Origin of the sequence: Streptomyces sp. NPDC017979, assembly GCF_044328175.1 — a bacterium.
Taxonomy (GTDB): Bacteria; Actinomycetota; Actinomycetes; order Streptomycetales; family Streptomycetaceae; genus Streptomyces.
In genome coordinates, this window is sequence record NZ_JBIRGU010000015.1 from 188,691 (window position 1) to 204,395 (window position 15,705).

A 15,705-nucleotide genomic window follows, 5' to 3' on the forward strand; every position below is an offset into this window, starting at 1 on the left:
CGCTCCTCGACGGCACTCTGGTTGACATCGCGTGACGCGCATCACGTCCCGCTGGTTCCCGGCTCCCGGGGGCCGGTTCGCGCCCTGGCTCAGCCGCCCGAGTGCGTGGCGTCCCGCGGCAGGCCGGGGGAGGTGGGCGACGGGGTCGGCACGTTGCCGTGGTGGGTGGCGGGCGGCGCGGTCGGGTCGCCCGTGGGTCCGGTGTGCGTGGGCACGGCCGTCGGCGCCCGGCTGCCCGTGCTGGCCGGTGGCGCGGTGGGCTGCGCCGGTTCGCCGCCGCGGCCCGTCACCAGGACCGCCACCACCGACGCCGCAGCGCACAGCAGGCCCACGCCCGTCACCGCGGTCGCCCGGCGGCGTCTGCGGCGCCGGCCCCGGGCCTCGATGGTGCGGGCCGCCGCCGGCCGGGCGCGCCGCGCCGCCGACTCCGCCGCGGTGCGGAGCCGGTCCGCCAGCAACTCGTCGTGGTCAGGCATCGCGGCTCTCCCCGGTCGGTGCGTGGTGGGCGTGGTCGGCGAGGTGGGCGGCGAGCTTGCCGCGCGCCCTGGAGAGATGGGTCTTGACGGTCCCCGTGGACAGCCGGGTCTCCGCGGCGATCAGCTCCACGGGCAGGTCGCAGACGTAGTACAGCGCGGCGCACAGCCGCTGCCGGGCGGGCAGGTCGCGCAACGCCAGCTCCAGGTCGACCGCGGCCGGGCCGGGCCCTTCGCTGACCGTCGAGTCACCCCGGCGCCGCCAGGCCCGCTGCGCCCGCAGCACCCGCCGCCAACGGCTCACCGCGAGCCGCCACGCGACCGTGCGCACCCACGCCTCGGGACCGAGGTCCGCCGCCAACTTGCCGCGGTGCCCCCACGCCCGTACGAACGCCTCCTGCACCACGTCCTGCGCCTCGTGGAAGTCACCGGTCATGACGTACAACTGCCCCGTGAGCCGGTGGACGGAGCGTGCGTAGAAGTCCTCGAACTCCTCCTCGGTCAAGCGTCGGCTCTCCTCGCAGATGTACGGATACCTGCTGACGTTACGCGGCGTCCCGGCGGGCGGAGCGGCGGGTCGGGAGGTGCGTGCCCGGTGCCGCGGGCCGGGACTCCCGCGCGGCGCGGCGGCGTTCGAAGCGGGGCGACGGGGCGGGTGCGCGCCCTTCGGCGCCGTGGGTGTGGGCGAGATCACGCGCCCAGGCGGAGGTTCCAGCGGCCGGCGCGCCCGGACAGCTCCGTCAGCGCCAACGGCCGTACGTCCAGCCGCCAGAACGTCTGCGGCGGCAGGCTCAACGCGTGCACCACTGCGGCGCGTACGACGGCGGGCTCGGCGATCGCGAGCACCCGCCCCTCGTGGGCGAGCCCGTCCAGCCAGCCGCCGACGCGCCCGCACAGCGCGTCGAGGCATTCGCCGCCGTGCGGCACGGCCGCGGGGTCGCCGAGCCAGCCGGCGACGGCGTCGGGCTCGGCCGCGGCGACCTCCGCGAGGGTGCGGCCGTGCCAGCGGCCCATGTCCCAGTCGTCGAGGGCGCCTTCGACGGTGGCGGGGTGTCCGAGGGCGTCGGCGGTCTGCCGACAGCGCGCCGAGGGCCCGGTGAACGTGGCGCCCGATCGCGCCACGCGCCCCGCGAGCCCCCGCACGGCGCTCCGCTCCCGGTCCTCCAGCGCCCCGCCGCCCCCGAACCTGACGTCCGCGCCGCCGCCCGCGGTCCCCGTCGCCAACAACGTCACCCACACACCCATCCCCGTACCCCCTCCTGAGCGCCCCGCCAACGTAGCCTGCCGTGCGCCCGCACCCCCGCCCCTCGGCTGCGGCCCGGCGGGGTTGTCCGCGCACTTCCCCGCGCCGCCCAAGTTGCTCCGCCCGTCCGCACCCGCAGGCTGAAGGCATCCCTCAGCACCCTTTCCAGGCACACCCAGCATTCCCCCACGGAAGGGTTGGCGTCTGCGGCGCAACGGCGATGGTGCCTGCCCGCCAACACGTCCGCGTGCTTGGGGGAAGCTTGACCAAGGGGTGTGCTGAGGGTTGCCTCAGGGCGTGGCGGCGACGGGGTCGCACGCGGTACGGTCACGTGTACATGACGAAGGTGTGACGGAAGTCCGGTGGGAATCCGGCACGGTCGCGCCACTGTGAACCCGCCCCGAGCAACACGCACCGCAGGGGACGGGCAGTCAGACCCCACACCTTCGCCGAGGCACTCTCAAGGCACCACGAACGGGACGCGTCGCTCCCACTGGAGGTTCTGCCATGGCCCACTCCATCACCCCTGCCGCCGCACCCGTCACCGGTTCCGCAACCGCACCGGGCGCCGCGATCACGCCCATATCGCTGAAGGCCGTCGCCCCGTGGGCCGCGTTCTTCGGCGTGTTGATGCTGGTCCTGCTGTACTTCGTCGGCGCCGAGCAGGGCGCCGTCGCCGTCGTCTCGGGCGAGACCGTGCACGAGTGGGTGCACGACGGTCGTCACCTGCTCGGCTTCCCCTGCCACTGACGACCGCCGATGAACTCGACATCCGTCAGGGCCCTGCTCGTCCGGGGCATGCTCGCGGGCCTGGTCGCCGGTGCGTTCGCGCTGGTCGTGGCGTACTTCCTCGGGGAGGGGCCGGTGGACGCGGCCATCGCCTTCGAGGAGGCGCACAGCGAGGGCCACCACGAAGGCGGCGAGGAACTCGTCAGCCGCACCGTGCAGTCCACCGCCGGGCTCGCCACCGGCGTCCTCGTCTTCGGGATCGCCGTCGGCGGCATCGCGGGGCTCGCGTACTGCGTGGCGCTCGGCCGCATCGGCCGGTTCGGGCCCCGCGCCACCGCCGCGCTGGTCGCGCTCGGCGCCCTGCTCAGCGCGTACGTCGTGCCGTATCTGAAGTACCCGCCGAACCCGCCGGCCGTCGGCGACCCCGACACCATCGGCGAACGCACCACGCTCTACTTCCTGATGATCGTGTTGAGCGTGCTGCTCACGGTGGCCGCGGTGCTCGTGGGCCAGCGGCTGGCGCCCCGCCTCGGCAATTGGCACGCCACCGTCGCCGTGGCGGCCGGGTTCGTCGTCGTGGTCGGCCTGGCCTTCGCCTTCCTGCCGTCCTTCGACGAGGTGCCCGAAGGGTTCCCGGCCGCCGTGGTCTGGGAGTTCCGGCTGGCGACGCTGGCGATCCACGCCACCTTGTGGACCGTCTTCGGGCTGGTCTTCGGCGAGTTGGCCGAGCGGCTGCTGACACCTGGCGAGAAGGACCGTCACACCCCCGCGGCAAGGGCCTCCGCACCGGTCGGCTGATCCGCCGCCCCCAGCCGTGCGCCCCCACCGGATGCCATTCGATGCCCGGTGGGGGCGCACAGACCAAGTCCGGTCAGCCGCCGTACGCGACGGTGATCTGCTGCGGAGCGCGGTCGGCCGCGCCCACGCAGCGGGCGCGGGTCGCGGGCTGGTCGGGCGTGGCGGTCAGCTTGCCGACGACCTCGGTCAGGCAGTGGCTGAGCGCCTGCTGCCCGTAGTAGTTCGGATGCAGCACCTCCCGCGCTTCGTCGGCGGGCAGTTGCACCCGCGCCCGGGGCACGTAGCGGGCCCACTGCGCCTGCGCCGGGTCCGGCGACGCGACGGTGCCGTCGGCCGCGAACGTCGTCTGGCGCGGCTGGCTGCCGCACACCTGGTGGCCCTCCAGCAGCCGGCCGAGTTCCACGAAGTCCGCGCCCTCGGCCTTCGCGGCCTTCTTGATCTCGGCGTTGAGGGCCCGCCCGATGTCCTTGGCGAGCCACTGGAGGTCGCGGTTGTAGAAGGGACAGCCATACGCGCTCCAGCGGTCCCAACTGTTCTCGTCGTGCGCGTCGGTCGCGGGCGCCTCGCCCGACGCCAGCGGCAGCGGGTAGGACTGGAGGACGATGCGCGGGGTCGACCCGGTGCCTTCGACCGCGGCGCGCACCGCCTGCACGGCCTTGGCGACCTTCTCCCCCACCGCCGCGGTGCGTTCGCCGGCCGGGCCGGTGATCGCGGGGTCGGTGGAGCAGTAGCGGTTGTCCTTCCAGGCGTCGGCGCACGTCGCCAAGGTGTCCGTGAACCGGACGTCCGTTCCGCCGGTCGAGACGACCACGGCGGTGACGTCGTTCTCGGTGGCGAGCTTCCGCAACTGTGCGAGCTGGGCCTCCTGGCTCTCCACCGGCCGCGAGAGCGGCTCGGTCGCCGCCCCCGAGCAGGCGATGTTGAGGTGGCGGCCGGCGTCGCCGGCGGGCAGCACCACGGCGTCCGAACGGCGGCAGTCGGCGGTGTAGATCTTCTCCAGGGCGACGCCCGCGGACCGGGTGCGGTCGGTGGCGTCCCGCAGTTCCCGGGGCACGCCGCCGTTGTTCTTCAGCCCTTCCGCGTTCCCCGCCCACCGGGCGCCCTCGCCGGCGAGGAAGCCGTCGCCGACGGTCACCACCGCCTTGGGCCGCGCGGGCGTCGGCTTGGGGTCGACCTGGTGGGTGATGTCGGGCTGGGGGACGGTCGTGCCGGGCGTGCCCGGGTGGGGCGTGGCCGGCGCCGGCTCGGCGGGCTCCGTCGCGAGCGGCCGCGGGGCGGCGGCGGTGGCCGCGGGCGAGCCGAGGGCGACGGCGGCGGGGACGAGGGCGAGCGCGCACAGGGCGACCAGGGCCGTGCGGGTGCGGTGGGCGCGGCGGGCGCGGGGCCCGGGCGCCCCGGTGGGGAGTTCGGTCATCGGTGGAGTCCTCGGTCCGTGTTGTCCGTGGGGTCGGGTCGGGTCGTGGCCCCCCTTGGATGCTCATTGAGTGGCCCGGTGCGCGCCCGGAGCGGCTGGCCACGCCCGTGGGGCCGGGAGATCACCCGTTCGGATCGACCGCGGGCCACCCGTCGCGCCGCCGCGGCGCCCGGGCGCTCGGGACCGCCGCCCGCGCCGTCGACCTGCGGGCGTCCGATTCGTTCAAGACCGGCCCCGCGGCCCGCTCCTACGGTGGGGGCATGACCGTACGACTCGACGCGATCAGCATCGTGGCCGCCGACATGGCCGCCTCCCTCTCCTTCTACCGCCGCCTCGGACTGGACCTGCCCGCAGACGCGGACGCCGCCCCGCACGTGGAGGCCGTCCTCCCGGGCGGGGTGCGCGTCCTGTGGGACACCGAGGACGTGGTGCGCACCTACGACCCCGCCTGGACCCGTCCGCAGGGCGGCGACCGGCTCGGCCTCGCCTTCCGCTGCGAGGGCCCCGAAGCCGTCGACGCGCTGCACGCGGAGCTCGTCGACGCCGGCTACCGCAGCCATCTGGCGCCGTGGGACGCCGTGTGGGGGCAGCGCTACGCCGTCGTGCTCGACCCCGACGGCGCGGGCGTCTCGCTCTTCGCCGACGCGCAGTAGTCGCCGAGCGTCATGCCGGCCAGGGCCCGCACCTCCCGCGCGAAGTGCGCCTGGTCGGCGTAGCCCGCGGCGAGCGCGGCCCCCGCGTACGGCGCGCCGCGCCAGACGAGCGCGAGCGCCCGCTGGAGCCGTAGCACCCGGGCCAGGGTCTTGGGGCCGTAGCCGAAGCCCACCAGGGCGCGGCGGTGGAGCTGGCGCGCCCCGAGGCCCACCGCACCGGCCGCCGCGGCGACACTCGTCCCGTCGTCCAGCAGCCGGGCGACCTCGCGCAGCAGCGGGTCGAAGGGCGCGTCGGCCGCGCGGGCGAGCACGACGTCCTCCAGGGCGACGGCCGGGTCGGGCGCGGCGTCGATCCGCTCCGTCAGCCGGCGCGCGGTCCGGGCGCCCCACAGGTCGGCCAGGTCCACCCGGCGGTCCAGGAGTTCGTGCGCGGGCACCTTGAGGACGGCGGGCGCGGTGCCCGGCGCGAAGCGCACGCCCGCGTGCCGGCGCGGACCGCCCTCCCCCGGTGCGTACGCCCGGGTGTCCGGGCCGGCGACGAAGAGCCGGCCCGGGGTCCACAGCAGGTCCATGCAGCCGTCGGGCAGCACCGGCCGCGCCGGCGCGTCGGCCGTCTGCTCCCGCGTCCACAGCACCGCGCCGTCCACGGCGGCGCTGGGGCGTTCCTGGTACATGGTTCCGAGGTTACGTAAGGGGCGTCAGGGGCCGTCCGTGGGGCGGTTGCGCCCGTTGACCTCGGGCGGGGGGCCCGGCTTGCTCTGGGCGTCGGGGCGGTCCGGCTTGGCCGGGTGCAGGATGCGGGACCTCACGTCGTCCGGGGGCAGGAAGCGGGACCAGCGCTCGGGGAACTCGGACGGCATGTCGCCGGGGCCGCCGTCGTCGTCCGCGTCGTCGGCGTCTGTCTCGTACAACCGGGCGGCTTGCGCCCGGGCCAGCACCTCCACGGCCTGCGCCTCGCGCAGCCGCTCGTTGGCGGCGCGCGCCGCGGCGGTGGCCACGGACGGCCAGACGCGGTCGATCGCCGCGTTCACGGCGGCGCCGACGAGGACCGCGAAGGCGGAGATGCCGATCCACAGCAGCACCGCGATGGGGGCGGCGAGGGAGCCGTAGATGGTGGGGCCCTCGACGGTGCTGGTGAGGTAGATGCGGAGCAGGAAGCTGCCGAGGACCCACATGCCGAGGGCGACCAGCGCGCCGGGCACGTCCTCGATCCAGGGCGAGCGCACCGGCACGGAGACGTGGTACAGCGTCGTCAGGAAGGCGATGGAGAGCAGGATCACCACCGGCCAGTACAGGACGGTGACGACGGTGTCGCCCCAGGGCACCAGCTCCACCACCCGGTCGGGGCCGACGACCGCGAGCGGCAGCACCACCGCGCCGATCAGCAGCGCGACGAGGTAGAGCAGGAACGCGAGCAGTCGGGTGGCGACGATGCCGCGGTGGCCGTCGAGCCCGTACATGACGGTGATGGTGTCGATGAAGACGTTCACCGCCCGGGAGCCGGACCACAGGGCGATCGCGAAGCCGATGGAGATCAGGTCGGGCCGGCCGCCGTGGGTGACGTCGGACAGCAGGGGCTTGGCGATCTCGTTGACGCCCCGGTCGGACAGCACCGTGCCGACCGCGCCGAGGATGTTCTGCTCGATGGAGGCGACGGTGGTGGTGTCGGTCCAGGAGTCGATGTAGCCGAGGAGCCCGAGCAGGCCCATCATCAGCGGCGGCAGCGACAGCAGGGTGAAGAACGCCGCCTCCGCCGCGAGCCCGAGGATCCGGTACTCGATGCAGGAGTTGACGGTGTCCTTCAGCAGCAACCAGGTCATCTTCCGCTTGGAGACGTTGCGGTAGAGGACACGGGCCCTGTGGAGCCGGCCTGATGACCGTTCGGGTGTTTCTTTTGCTGCCTGCACCTCCTTACCGTATCGGCATGGCGACTAGCACCCACACAGTGACCAACCAGGCTCCGCCCCTGGTGGGGTACGACGTCTACGCGTCCGACCGCGCGCTGACCGAGGCCGTCGAGCGCCACGTGGCGCCGGAGCTGATCGGGGCCGTTCGGGAGGAGCTGGGCGGGCTCGGTCGTACCGCGGGGTCGGCGCAGGCCCAGGAGTGGGGGGCGCTGGCCAACGAGCACCCGCCGAAGCTGCGGACCCACGACCGGTACGGCAACCGGATCGACGAGGTCGAGTTCCATCCGTCCTGGCACCGGCTGCTGGGGCACGCCGTGGGCGCGGGGCTCACCGACGCCTGGGGGCGGCCGGCGGGGCACGTGCGGCGCGCCGCCGGGTTCCTGGTGTGGACGCAGACGGAGGCCGGGCACGGCTGTCCGCTGTCGATGACGCACGCCGCGGTGCCGGCGCTGCGGACCGATCCGGAGCTGGCGGCCGAGTGGGAGCCCCGGCTGACCTCGCACGCGTACGCGAAGGAGCTGCTGCCGGCCGGGCGGAAGCCGGGCGCGCTGTTCGGCATGGGGATGACGGAGAAGCAGGGCGGCAGCGACGTCCGGGCGAACACGACGTCGGCGGTGCCGCTGGCGGGCGGGGCCGGGGAGTACGTGCTCACCGGGCACAAGTGGTTCTGTTCGGCCCCGATGTCGGACGGCTTCCTGGTGCTGGCGCAGGCGCCCGGGGGGCTGACCTGCTTCCTGGTGCCGCGGGTGCTGGCGGACGGCACGCGCAACGTCTTCCGCATCCAGCGCCTCAAGGACAAGCTGGGCAACCGTTCGAACGCGTCGGGCGAGGTGGAGTTCGAGGGCACGTGGGCGCGCCGGGTCGGCGAGGAGGGCCGGGGCGTGCGGACCATCATCGAGATGGTCGCGGCCACCCGGCTGGACTGCGTGGTGGGTTCGGCCGCGCAGATGCGGCAGGCGGTGGCGCAGGCGGTGCACCACGCGGCGTACCGCAGCGCCTTCGGCGGGCTGCTGATCGACAAGCCGCTGATGCGCAACGTGCTGGCGGACCTGGCGCTGGAGTCGGAGGCGGCGACGGTGCTGGCGCTGCGGCTGGCGGCGGCGTACGACGCGGACACGGAGCAGGAGCGGGCCCTGCTGCGGCTCGCGGTGCCGGCGGCGAAGTACTGGGTGACCAAGCGCTGCACGCCGATGGTGACGGAGGCGCTGGAGTGCCTGGGCGGCAACGGGTACGTGGAGGAGTCCGGGATGCCGCGGCTGCTGCGCGAGGCGCCGCTGAACTCGATCTGGGAGGGCGCGGGCAACGTCCAGGCGCTGGACGTGCTGCGGGCGTTGCAGCGGGAGCCGGGGGCGCTGGACGCGTTCCTCCAGGAGGTCGGGCAGGCGCGCGGCGCGGACCACCGGCTGGACGGGGCGATCAAGGACCTGCTGACCGAGTTGGCCGACCTCGACGGGATCGAGGGGCGGGCGCGGCGGCTGGTGGAGCGGATGGCGCTGGTGCACCAGGGGTCGCTGCTGGTGCGCTGGGCCCCGTCGGAGGTGGCTGACGCGTTCTGTGCGTCGCGGCTGGGCGGGGACTGGGGCGCGGCGTTCGGGACGCTGCCCGGCGGGCTGCCCACGGAGGCGATCGTGGAGCGGGCGCGGGCGGTGGTGTGACGGCGGCGTCGAACGGGCGTCCGAGGCGCGCCGCGCTTCTCGGAGCATCGCGATCAAAAGGGTTTGGCACCCGGTATTGCGGGCGCCGCCCACAAAGATGATCATGGTCGGGGTGGTGCTGCGCCGACACGGCACCACCCCTCGCGCTGTACACCTTCGTACACACGCACGCCCATTCGCGAGGGTTGCAGGGGGTTGCAGCCATTGCGAACTATCGCCGCACCACGGTTACGCCAGCCGTACCGCGGCCGAGGAGGACCTCCGCGTCGTGGCCACCAAGCCGATCGATCTGGCCAAAATCGCCGCCATGGACCTGGCGGAGGCCACCAGACTGCTGAAGGGGGTGCGGGAAGCAGCGCTCGGCGGGCGTCGTTCGCCGGTCGGACCGAGGGTAGACATCGAGGAGTCGTGGCAGCGGCTGCTGCGCTCCGGCCTCGACCCCGACCGGGGCAAGCGGGCCGGCATACTCCCCCGCGACGAGGTCGAGCGGCGCCGCGGCGAGTCCCCGTTGCGCGAGGTCCTGCCGGTGCTGCGGGAGGGCCTGGTGTCCATCGCGGACGCGGCCCAGCACATCGTCACCGTCTCGGACGCCGACTCGCGGCTGCTGTGGCGCGAGGGCAAGGCGGCGGTGTTGCGCAAGGGCGACGCGCACGGCTTCGTCGTCGGCTCCGACTGGAGCGAGGAGCTGACCGGGACCAGCGGCATCGGCACGGTCCTGCTGGCCCGTCGGCCGCTGCACGTGCACGCCGCCGAGCACTTCGTCGCCGCGTACCACTCCTGGACGTGCGCGGGCGCCCCGGTCACCGATCCGCGCGACGGCCGGCTGCTCGGGGTGATCAACGTCAGCGGTCCGCTCGCCACCGTGCACCCCACCACGCTGCCGCTGGTCACGGCGGTGACCCGGCTGGCCGAGGCGGAGCTGCGCACCCGCCACCTCACGGCGCTGGAGCGGCTGCGGAGCGTCGCCGTGCCGCTGCTCGGCAAGATGACCGGGCGGGCGGTGGTGGTGGACGCGAACGGCTGGCCCGCGGCGGTCATCGGCATGCCGCCCCCGCCGGGTCGGCTGCAACTGCCCCGCTACCCCGCGGCCGGCCCGTGCTGGATACCCTCCCTGGGCACCGCCACCGTCGAGCCGGTCCCCGGCGGCTGGCTCGTCCGGGTCACCGGCCCCGGCGGCCCCGGCCCGGTCGCCCGGGTCGCCCTCGACCTCAGCCGGCCACGGCACGCGAACGCGACGGTGTCCGGGGAGGCCGGCAGTTGGGTGCAGGAGCTGAGCCCGCGCCACGCGGAGCTGCTGTGCACGCTCGCCGTCCACCGCGACGGCCGCAGCGCGGCGCAGCTCGCGGAGCACCTGTTCGGCGATCCGACGCGCACCGTCACCGTGCGCGCCGAGATGTCCCGACTGCGCCGCCAACTCCCCCACGTGCTCGCCAGCCGGCCCTACCGATTCGCGGACGGCATCGACGTGGAGGTGATCCGCGCCCCGCACGCGAACCCGTACTCCTGTTGAATTGGGGCCCGTTCAGCCAGGCAGCAGGACCATCACCGCGATAATCGTTCGCGCCCGCGAACGGCGGGCTGGTTGACTCCTGCGCCGTGACAGGACTCAACGATCCCGCCTTCTTCGACCGTTACGCATCCGACTACGACGAACTCAACTGGATCGATCCCGCCGGCGCCGTGGACGTGCTGGCCGAGCTGACGCCCAAGGGCGGACGCGTCCTCGAACTCGCCGTCGGCACGGGCCGCGTCGCCCTCCCGCTCACCGCGCGCGGGGTTCGGGTGGAGGGGATCGACGGCTCGTCCGCGATGGTGGACCTGCTGCGGGCCAAGCCGGGCGGCGAACAGATCCCGGTCACGATCGGCGACATGGCCGACGTGGCGGTGGAGGGCCCCTTCCACCTGTCGTACCTCGTCTACAACACCCTCTACAACCTGCCCAGCCAGGAACGACAGCTCGACTGCTTCCGCAACGTGGCGGCGGTGCTGGCGCCGGGCGGGCTCTTCGTGGTCGAGGCGTACGTCTTCGACCCGAAGCAGTTCGACCGGCACCAGCGGGTGGCCACCCGTCGGCTGACCGACGACGCGGTGAAGATGGAGTTCCTGGTCCACGATCCGGTAGAGCAGGCGGTCACCTTCCAGCGCGTCACCTTCACCGAGGGCGGCACCCGGCTGAACCCGCTGCGGCTGCGCTACGTCTGGCCGAGCGAGCTGGACCTGATGGCTCGGCTCGCCGGGCTGCGGCTGCGCCACCGCTGGGCCGGCTGGGACCGCTCCCCCTTCACCCGGGACAGCGAGAGCCACGTCTCGGTGTACGAGAAGGAGTGACCGGGGCGGCCGGGGAGCCGCCCCGCTTGGGGGCGGGCGGCGGCACGTGGTTCCCTGGCCGCATGAGCATCCGCGTCACCACCTGGTCCCTCGAACAGACCTCGCCCGCCGACCTGCGCCCCGCCCGGCCCGCCGGCGCCGACGTCACGGTCGTCCGGGCCGAGGTGCCATCGCCCGAGTTCAGCCGGTTCCTGTACACGGCCGTGGGCGGGGACGTCACCTGGACCGACCGGCTCCCGATGTCGTACGCGCAGTGGGAGCAGGCCCTGACCCGGCCCGGCACCGAGACCTGGGTGGCGTACGAGAAGGGGACGCCCGCGGGGTACGCGGAGATCCAAGCCCAGCACGAGGGCGGCGAGGGCGAGGAGGGCTCGGTCGAGATCGTCTACTTCGGGCTGATCGCGGCCTTCCGCGGGCGCGGCATCGGCGGCCACCTGCTGTCGTACGCCACCGCCCGCGCCTGGGACCTCGCGGAGCGCTGGCCGGAGCTGGCGCCGACCAAGCGCGTGTGGCTGCACACCTGTTCCAAGGACGGCCCGCACGCCATGGACAACTACGTCCGGCGCGGCTTCACGCTCTTCAAGACGGAAGAGGCGGACGAGACCGAGCAGCCCGCCCCGGGCCCCTGGCCGGGCGCCCACGGCTGAGCACCCGCGCTCCGCACGCCCCGACGACCCGACCCGACCCGACCCGACCCGGCTTGACCCGGGTGCGCCGGCATCCGGGTCGGGCCGTCGTGACGGATCACACACCATCTCATCAGGCGAGACACCATCGTCCACTATTCGGATAATGGTGGACTCGCCTCGGATCGCCGTGCCACGCTTCCCCCATGTCTCGACCTGGAATCGCCTTGGTGAGTCGGCGGCACGTCGACCACGGCCGCATGTCCAGCGCCATCTGTCCCGCCGGCTGACGCTCACCGCACAGCCGTACCCGGTCGCACCAGCCGAGCATCGTCGCCGCCTGAACTGATCCGCCTGCCGCGCTTCACCACTGCACGCACCTGCCTGCACGCTTCCACTTCGCCCCGGTTTCAGCGCTTCCGCACGCCTCGCCCCGCCCTGCTCCCCCCGCACACCGCACCCTGCGCACCGTCGCGCGTCCAGCGAGTGTGCAGCTCAGAGCCGCCCTCCTGCTGCCTCGAAGGACACCGCCATGGCCGCCACGCCTCCAGAGCCCGCCCCCGTCGCACCCCGCCGCAAAACCGGCCGGCACCGCGGCGAGGGTCAGTGGGCCGTGGGCCACATGACGCCCCTGAACGCCAACGAGCAGACCAAGAAGGACGACGACGGTCTCAACGTACGGACACGTATTGAGACGATCTACGCCCACCGCGGTTTCGACTCCATCGACGGCGCCGATCTGCGCGGTCGGATGCGCTGGTGGGGCCTGTACACCCAGCGCAAGCCCGGGATCGACGGCGGCAAGACCGCGATCCTGGAGCCGGAGGAGCTGGACGACAAGTACTTCATGCTCCGGGTCCGGATCGACGGCGGCCGGCTGACCACCCGCCAACTGCGGGTGATCGGCGAGATCTCCCAGGAGTTCGCCCGCGGCACCGCCGACATCACCGACCGGCAGAACGTCCAGTACCACTGGATCCGCATCGAGGACGTGCCCGAGATCTGGCGGCGGCTGGAGGCGGTGGGCCTGTCGACGACGGAGGCGTGCGGCGACACCCCGCGCGTGATCCTCGGCTCGCCGGTCGCCGGCATCGCCGAGGACGAGATCGTCGACGGCACCCCCGCGATCGAGGAGATCCAGCGCCGCGTCATCGGCAACAAGGACTTCTCCAACCTGCCCCGCAAGTTCAAGTCGGCCATCTCCGGCTCCCCGCTGCTGGACGTCGCGCACGAGATCAACGACGTCTCCTTCGTCGGCGTGCACCACCCGGAACTCGGCCCCGGCTTCGACGTGTGGGTCGGCGGCGGGCTCTCCACCAACCCCAAGCTCGGCGTCCGGCTGGGCACTTGGGTGCCGCTGGAGGACGTGCCCGACGTCTACGAGGGCGTCATCGCCATCTTCCGCGACTACGGCTACCGCCGGCTGCGCAACCGCGCCCGGCTGAAGTTCCTCGTCGCCGACTGGGGCGCGGAGAAGTTCCGCCAGGTCCTGGAGGACCAGTACCTGCTGCGCAAGCTCGCCGACGGGCCGGCGCCCGAGGTGCCCGAGCAGCAGTGGCGCGACCACGTCGGGGTGCACCGCCAGAAGGACGGCCGCTTCTACGTCGGCTTCGCGCCGCGCGTCGGCCGGGTGGACGGCACGATCCTCACCAAGATCGCCGAACTGGCCGAGGAGCACGGCTCCGGCCGGGTGCGGACCACCGCCGAGCAGAAGATGATCGTGCTCGACGTGGCCGAGTCCGAGGTCGAATCGCTGGTCGCCGGTCTTGAGGCGCTGGACCTGCGGGTGACGCCCTCGCCGTTCCGCCGCGGCACGATGGCCTGCACCGGCATCGAGTTCTGCAAGCTCGCCATCGTCGAGACGAAGGCCCGGGGCGCCTCGCTCATCGACGAACTGGAGCGGCGCATCCCGGAGTTCGACCAGCCGATCACCATCAACCTCAACGGCTGCCCGAACGCCTGCGCCCGCATCCAGGTCGCGGACATCGGCCTCAAGGGCCAACTCGTCCTCGACGACGACGGCAACCAGGTCGAGGGCTACCAGGTGCACCTGGGCGGCGCGCTGGGCCTGGACCCCGGCTTCGGCCGCAAGGTCCGGGGCCTGAAGGTCACCGCGGACGAACTCCCGGACTACGTGGAGCGCGTGCTGCGCCGCTTCCAGCAGGAGCGCACCGAGGGCGAGCGCTTCGCCACCTGGGCGGCCAGGGCCGCCGAGGAGGCGCTCAAGTGAGCGTCCCCCACCCGTACCGCACCACCACCCCCACCCACTCCCACACCCCCACCGGCACGTCGGCGAACAGGAGGACGGCATGAGCGAGCGGGCCGCGCCGTTCTACTGCCCCTACTGCGGGGACGAGGACCTGCGCCCCAGCGAAGAAGGGCACGGCGCCTGGGAATGCGCGGCGTGCAGTCGAGCCTTCCAACTGAAGTTCCTCGGGCTCCTCGCCCGCGGGCTTCAGCGCAACGACAGTGGAGAGAACGACATATGACGGTCACTCAGACTGCCGAACGACTCCGCGGCCTGGCCGAGCGCGCCGGCCGCGACCTGGAGGACGCGCCCGCACTCACCGTCCTCACCTGGGCCGCCGAGACCTTCGGCCCGCGCTTCTGCGTCACCTCCTCCATGGAGGACGCGGTCGTCGCCCACCTCGCGTCCCGCGCCCTGCCGGGCGTGGACGTGGTCTTCCTCGACACCGGCTACCACTTCCCCGAGACGATCGGGACCCGGGACGCCGTCGAAGCCGTGATGGACGTCAACGTCATCACGATCACACCGCGCCGGACCGTGGCGGAGCAGGACGCCGAGTACGGGCCGAAGCTGCACGACCGCGACCCGGACCTGTGCTGCGCCCTGCGCAAGGTCGGGCCCCTGGAGCAGGGGCTGGCCGGGTACGACGCCTGGGCGACGGGTCTGCGCCGCGACGAGTCCCCGACCCGGGCGAACACCCCGGTCGTCGGCTGGGACGAGAAGCGGCAGAAGGTGAAGGTGTCGCCGATCGCCCGGTGGACCCAGGACGACGTGGACGCGTACGTCGCCGAGCACGGTGTCCTCACCAACCCCCTGTTGATGGACGGGTACGCCTCCGTAGGCTGTGCGCCCTGTACCCGCAGGGTCTTGGCGGGCGAGGACGCCCGCGCCGGCCGTTGGGCCGGGCGGGGCAAGACCGAATGCGGGCTGCACGGCTGATGACGACTCAGGAGACTGCCATGACCGGAGCCACCATCTGGCTGACTGGCCTGCCCAGCGCCGGCAAGACCACCATCGCGTACGCCCTGGCCGAGCAGCTCGGCGCGGCCGGCCACCGCACCGAGGTGCTGGACGGCGACGAGATACGCGAGTTCCTCTCGGCGGGCCTCGGCTTCGACCGCAAGGACCGCCACACCAACGTCCAGCGCATCGGCTTCGTGGCCGAGTTGCTCGCCTCGCACGGCGTGCACGTGCTCGTCCCGGTGATCGCGCCGTACGCGGACAGCCGCGAGGCCGTCCGCAAGCGCCACGAGACGGCGGGCACCCCGTACGTCGAGGTGCACATCGCGACGCCGGTGGAGGTGTGCTCCGAACGCGATGTGAAGGGGCTCTACGCCAAGCAGGCGGCGGGCGAGATCAGCGGACTGACCGGAGTGGACGACCCGTACGAGGAGCCCGTCTCCCCGGACCTGCGCATCGAGTCCCAGGACCAGACCGTGGCGGAGTCCGCCGGCGCGGTGTTCGCGCTGTTGACCGAGAGGGGCCTGGTGTGAGCCTGGTGACCGGCGTGCGCGCCGACGTGGAGGACAGTCCGTACGCCCTGTCGCATTTGGATGCGTTGGAGTCGGAGTCGGTTCATGTGGTGCGGGAGGTGGCGGGGGAGTTCGAGCGTCCGGTGGTGTTGTTTTCCG

The 15,705-nt window shown here is 73.4% G+C and carries 17 protein-coding genes and 1 pseudogene; 12 read left to right on the forward strand and 6 right to left on the reverse strand.

All coding sequences use genetic code 11. The features are described 5' to 3' along the window. Positions 1-89: 89 nt before the first annotated feature. The 3 genes from ACH4E8_RS30435 to ACH4E8_RS30445 form a co-directional block, all read right to left on the reverse strand. On the reverse strand, positions 90-476 hold the full coding sequence (locus ACH4E8_RS30435) for a hypothetical protein (protein WP_398454330.1): 387 nt from the start codon (positions 474-476) through the stop codon (positions 90-92). Continuing rightward, entirely contained in the window at positions 469-978 is a 510-nt protein-coding gene (locus ACH4E8_RS30440) for a SigE family RNA polymerase sigma factor (protein ID WP_398454332.1), read from the reverse strand. The genes ACH4E8_RS30435 and ACH4E8_RS30440 overlap by 8 nt, the downstream gene beginning before the upstream one ends. 185 nt (positions 979-1,163) lie before the next feature. Beyond that, entirely contained in the window at positions 1,164-1,718 is a 555-nt protein-coding gene (locus ACH4E8_RS30445) for a histidine phosphatase family protein (protein WP_398454334.1), read from the reverse strand. A 505-nt stretch (positions 1,719-2,223) separates the two neighbouring features. Here ACH4E8_RS30445 and ACH4E8_RS30450 point away from each other — a divergent pair. Continuing rightward, on the forward strand, positions 2,224-2,466 hold the full coding sequence (locus ACH4E8_RS30450; RefSeq protein ID WP_398454337.1) for a CbtB-domain containing protein: 243 nt from the start codon (positions 2,224-2,226) through the stop codon (positions 2,464-2,466). A gap of 9 nt (positions 2,467-2,475) precedes the next feature. Beyond that, positions 2,476-3,243 (forward strand): CbtA family protein, encoded by a 768-nt coding sequence (locus ACH4E8_RS30455; RefSeq protein WP_398454339.1) that lies wholly within the window; start codon positions 2,476-2,478, stop codon positions 3,241-3,243. A 73-nt stretch (positions 3,244-3,316) separates the two neighbouring features. Here the strand turns inward: ACH4E8_RS30455 and ACH4E8_RS30460 are convergent, their stop codons facing one another. After that, the gene (locus ACH4E8_RS30460; RefSeq protein ID WP_398454341.1) at positions 3,317-4,657 is read right to left on the reverse strand and encodes a hypothetical protein; all 1,341 of its coding nucleotides are present in this window, start codon (positions 4,655-4,657) and stop codon (positions 3,317-3,319) included. A gap of 260 nt (positions 4,658-4,917) precedes the next feature. On the opposite strand from ACH4E8_RS30460, the gene ACH4E8_RS30465 reads away from it, so the two are divergent. Further along, positions 4,918-5,310: a VOC family protein gene (locus ACH4E8_RS30465; protein ID WP_398454343.1), complete on the forward strand. Its 393-nt coding sequence runs from the start codon at positions 4,918-4,920 to the stop codon at positions 5,308-5,310. Here the strand turns inward: ACH4E8_RS30465 and ACH4E8_RS30470 are convergent. Continuing rightward, the gene (locus ACH4E8_RS30470; RefSeq protein WP_398454345.1) at positions 5,250-5,984 is read right to left on the reverse strand and encodes a helix-turn-helix domain-containing protein; all 735 of its coding nucleotides are present in this window, start codon (positions 5,982-5,984) and stop codon (positions 5,250-5,252) included. The two genes, ACH4E8_RS30465 and ACH4E8_RS30470, sit on opposite strands and share 61 nt — an antisense overlap. A 24-nt stretch (positions 5,985-6,008) precedes the next feature. Beyond that, positions 6,009-7,217, reverse strand: coding sequence for a YihY/virulence factor BrkB family protein (locus ACH4E8_RS30475; RefSeq protein ID WP_398454347.1), 1,209 nt, complete (start codon positions 7,215-7,217; stop codon positions 6,009-6,011). 17 nt (positions 7,218-7,234) lie between these two features. Between ACH4E8_RS30475 and ACH4E8_RS30480 the strand changes: the two genes are divergently transcribed. The 9 genes and pseudogenes from ACH4E8_RS30480 to ACH4E8_RS30520 form a co-directional block, all read left to right on the forward strand. After that, a complete protein-coding gene (locus ACH4E8_RS30480; RefSeq protein WP_398454350.1) occupies positions 7,235-8,872 on the forward strand; it encodes an acyl-CoA dehydrogenase family protein in 1,638 nt (545 codons plus the stop codon). 268 nt (positions 8,873-9,140) lie between these two features. Next, positions 9,141-10,382 (forward strand): GAF domain-containing protein, encoded by a 1,242-nt coding sequence (locus ACH4E8_RS30485; protein WP_398454353.1) that lies wholly within the window; start codon positions 9,141-9,143, stop codon positions 10,380-10,382. An 86-nt stretch (positions 10,383-10,468) separates the two neighbouring features. Next, positions 10,469-11,200, forward strand: coding sequence for a class I SAM-dependent DNA methyltransferase (locus tag ACH4E8_RS30490; RefSeq protein WP_398454356.1), 732 nt, complete (start codon positions 10,469-10,471; stop codon positions 11,198-11,200). Between the two features lie 62 nt (positions 11,201-11,262). Continuing rightward, a complete protein-coding gene (locus ACH4E8_RS30495; RefSeq protein ID WP_398454357.1) occupies positions 11,263-11,847 on the forward strand; it encodes a GNAT family N-acetyltransferase in 585 nt (194 codons plus the stop codon). 511 nt (positions 11,848-12,358) lie between these two features. After that, positions 12,359-14,056 (forward strand): nitrite/sulfite reductase, encoded by a 1,698-nt coding sequence (locus ACH4E8_RS30500; protein WP_398454360.1) that lies wholly within the window; start codon positions 12,359-12,361, stop codon positions 14,054-14,056. 79 nt (positions 14,057-14,135) lie between these two features. Continuing rightward, positions 14,136-14,315 carry a hypothetical protein gene (locus ACH4E8_RS30505; RefSeq protein WP_361534319.1) on the forward strand — a complete coding sequence of 60 codons (180 nt, stop codon included), beginning with the start codon at positions 14,136-14,138 and terminating at the stop codon, positions 14,313-14,315. Next, positions 14,312-15,013: a phosphoadenylyl-sulfate reductase gene (locus ACH4E8_RS30510; protein WP_398454364.1), complete on the forward strand. Its 702-nt coding sequence runs from the start codon at positions 14,312-14,314 to the stop codon at positions 15,011-15,013. The genes ACH4E8_RS30505 and ACH4E8_RS30510 overlap by 4 nt, the downstream gene beginning before the upstream one ends. 20 nt (positions 15,014-15,033) lie before the next feature. After that, a complete protein-coding gene (gene cysC, locus ACH4E8_RS30515) occupies positions 15,034-15,567 on the forward strand; it encodes an adenylyl-sulfate kinase (RefSeq protein WP_398454366.1) in 534 nt (177 codons plus the stop codon). 2 nt (positions 15,568-15,569) lie between these two features. Further along, a pseudogene (locus tag ACH4E8_RS30520) lies at positions 15,570-15,705 on the forward strand (sulfate adenylyltransferase small subunit); the annotation flags it as partial.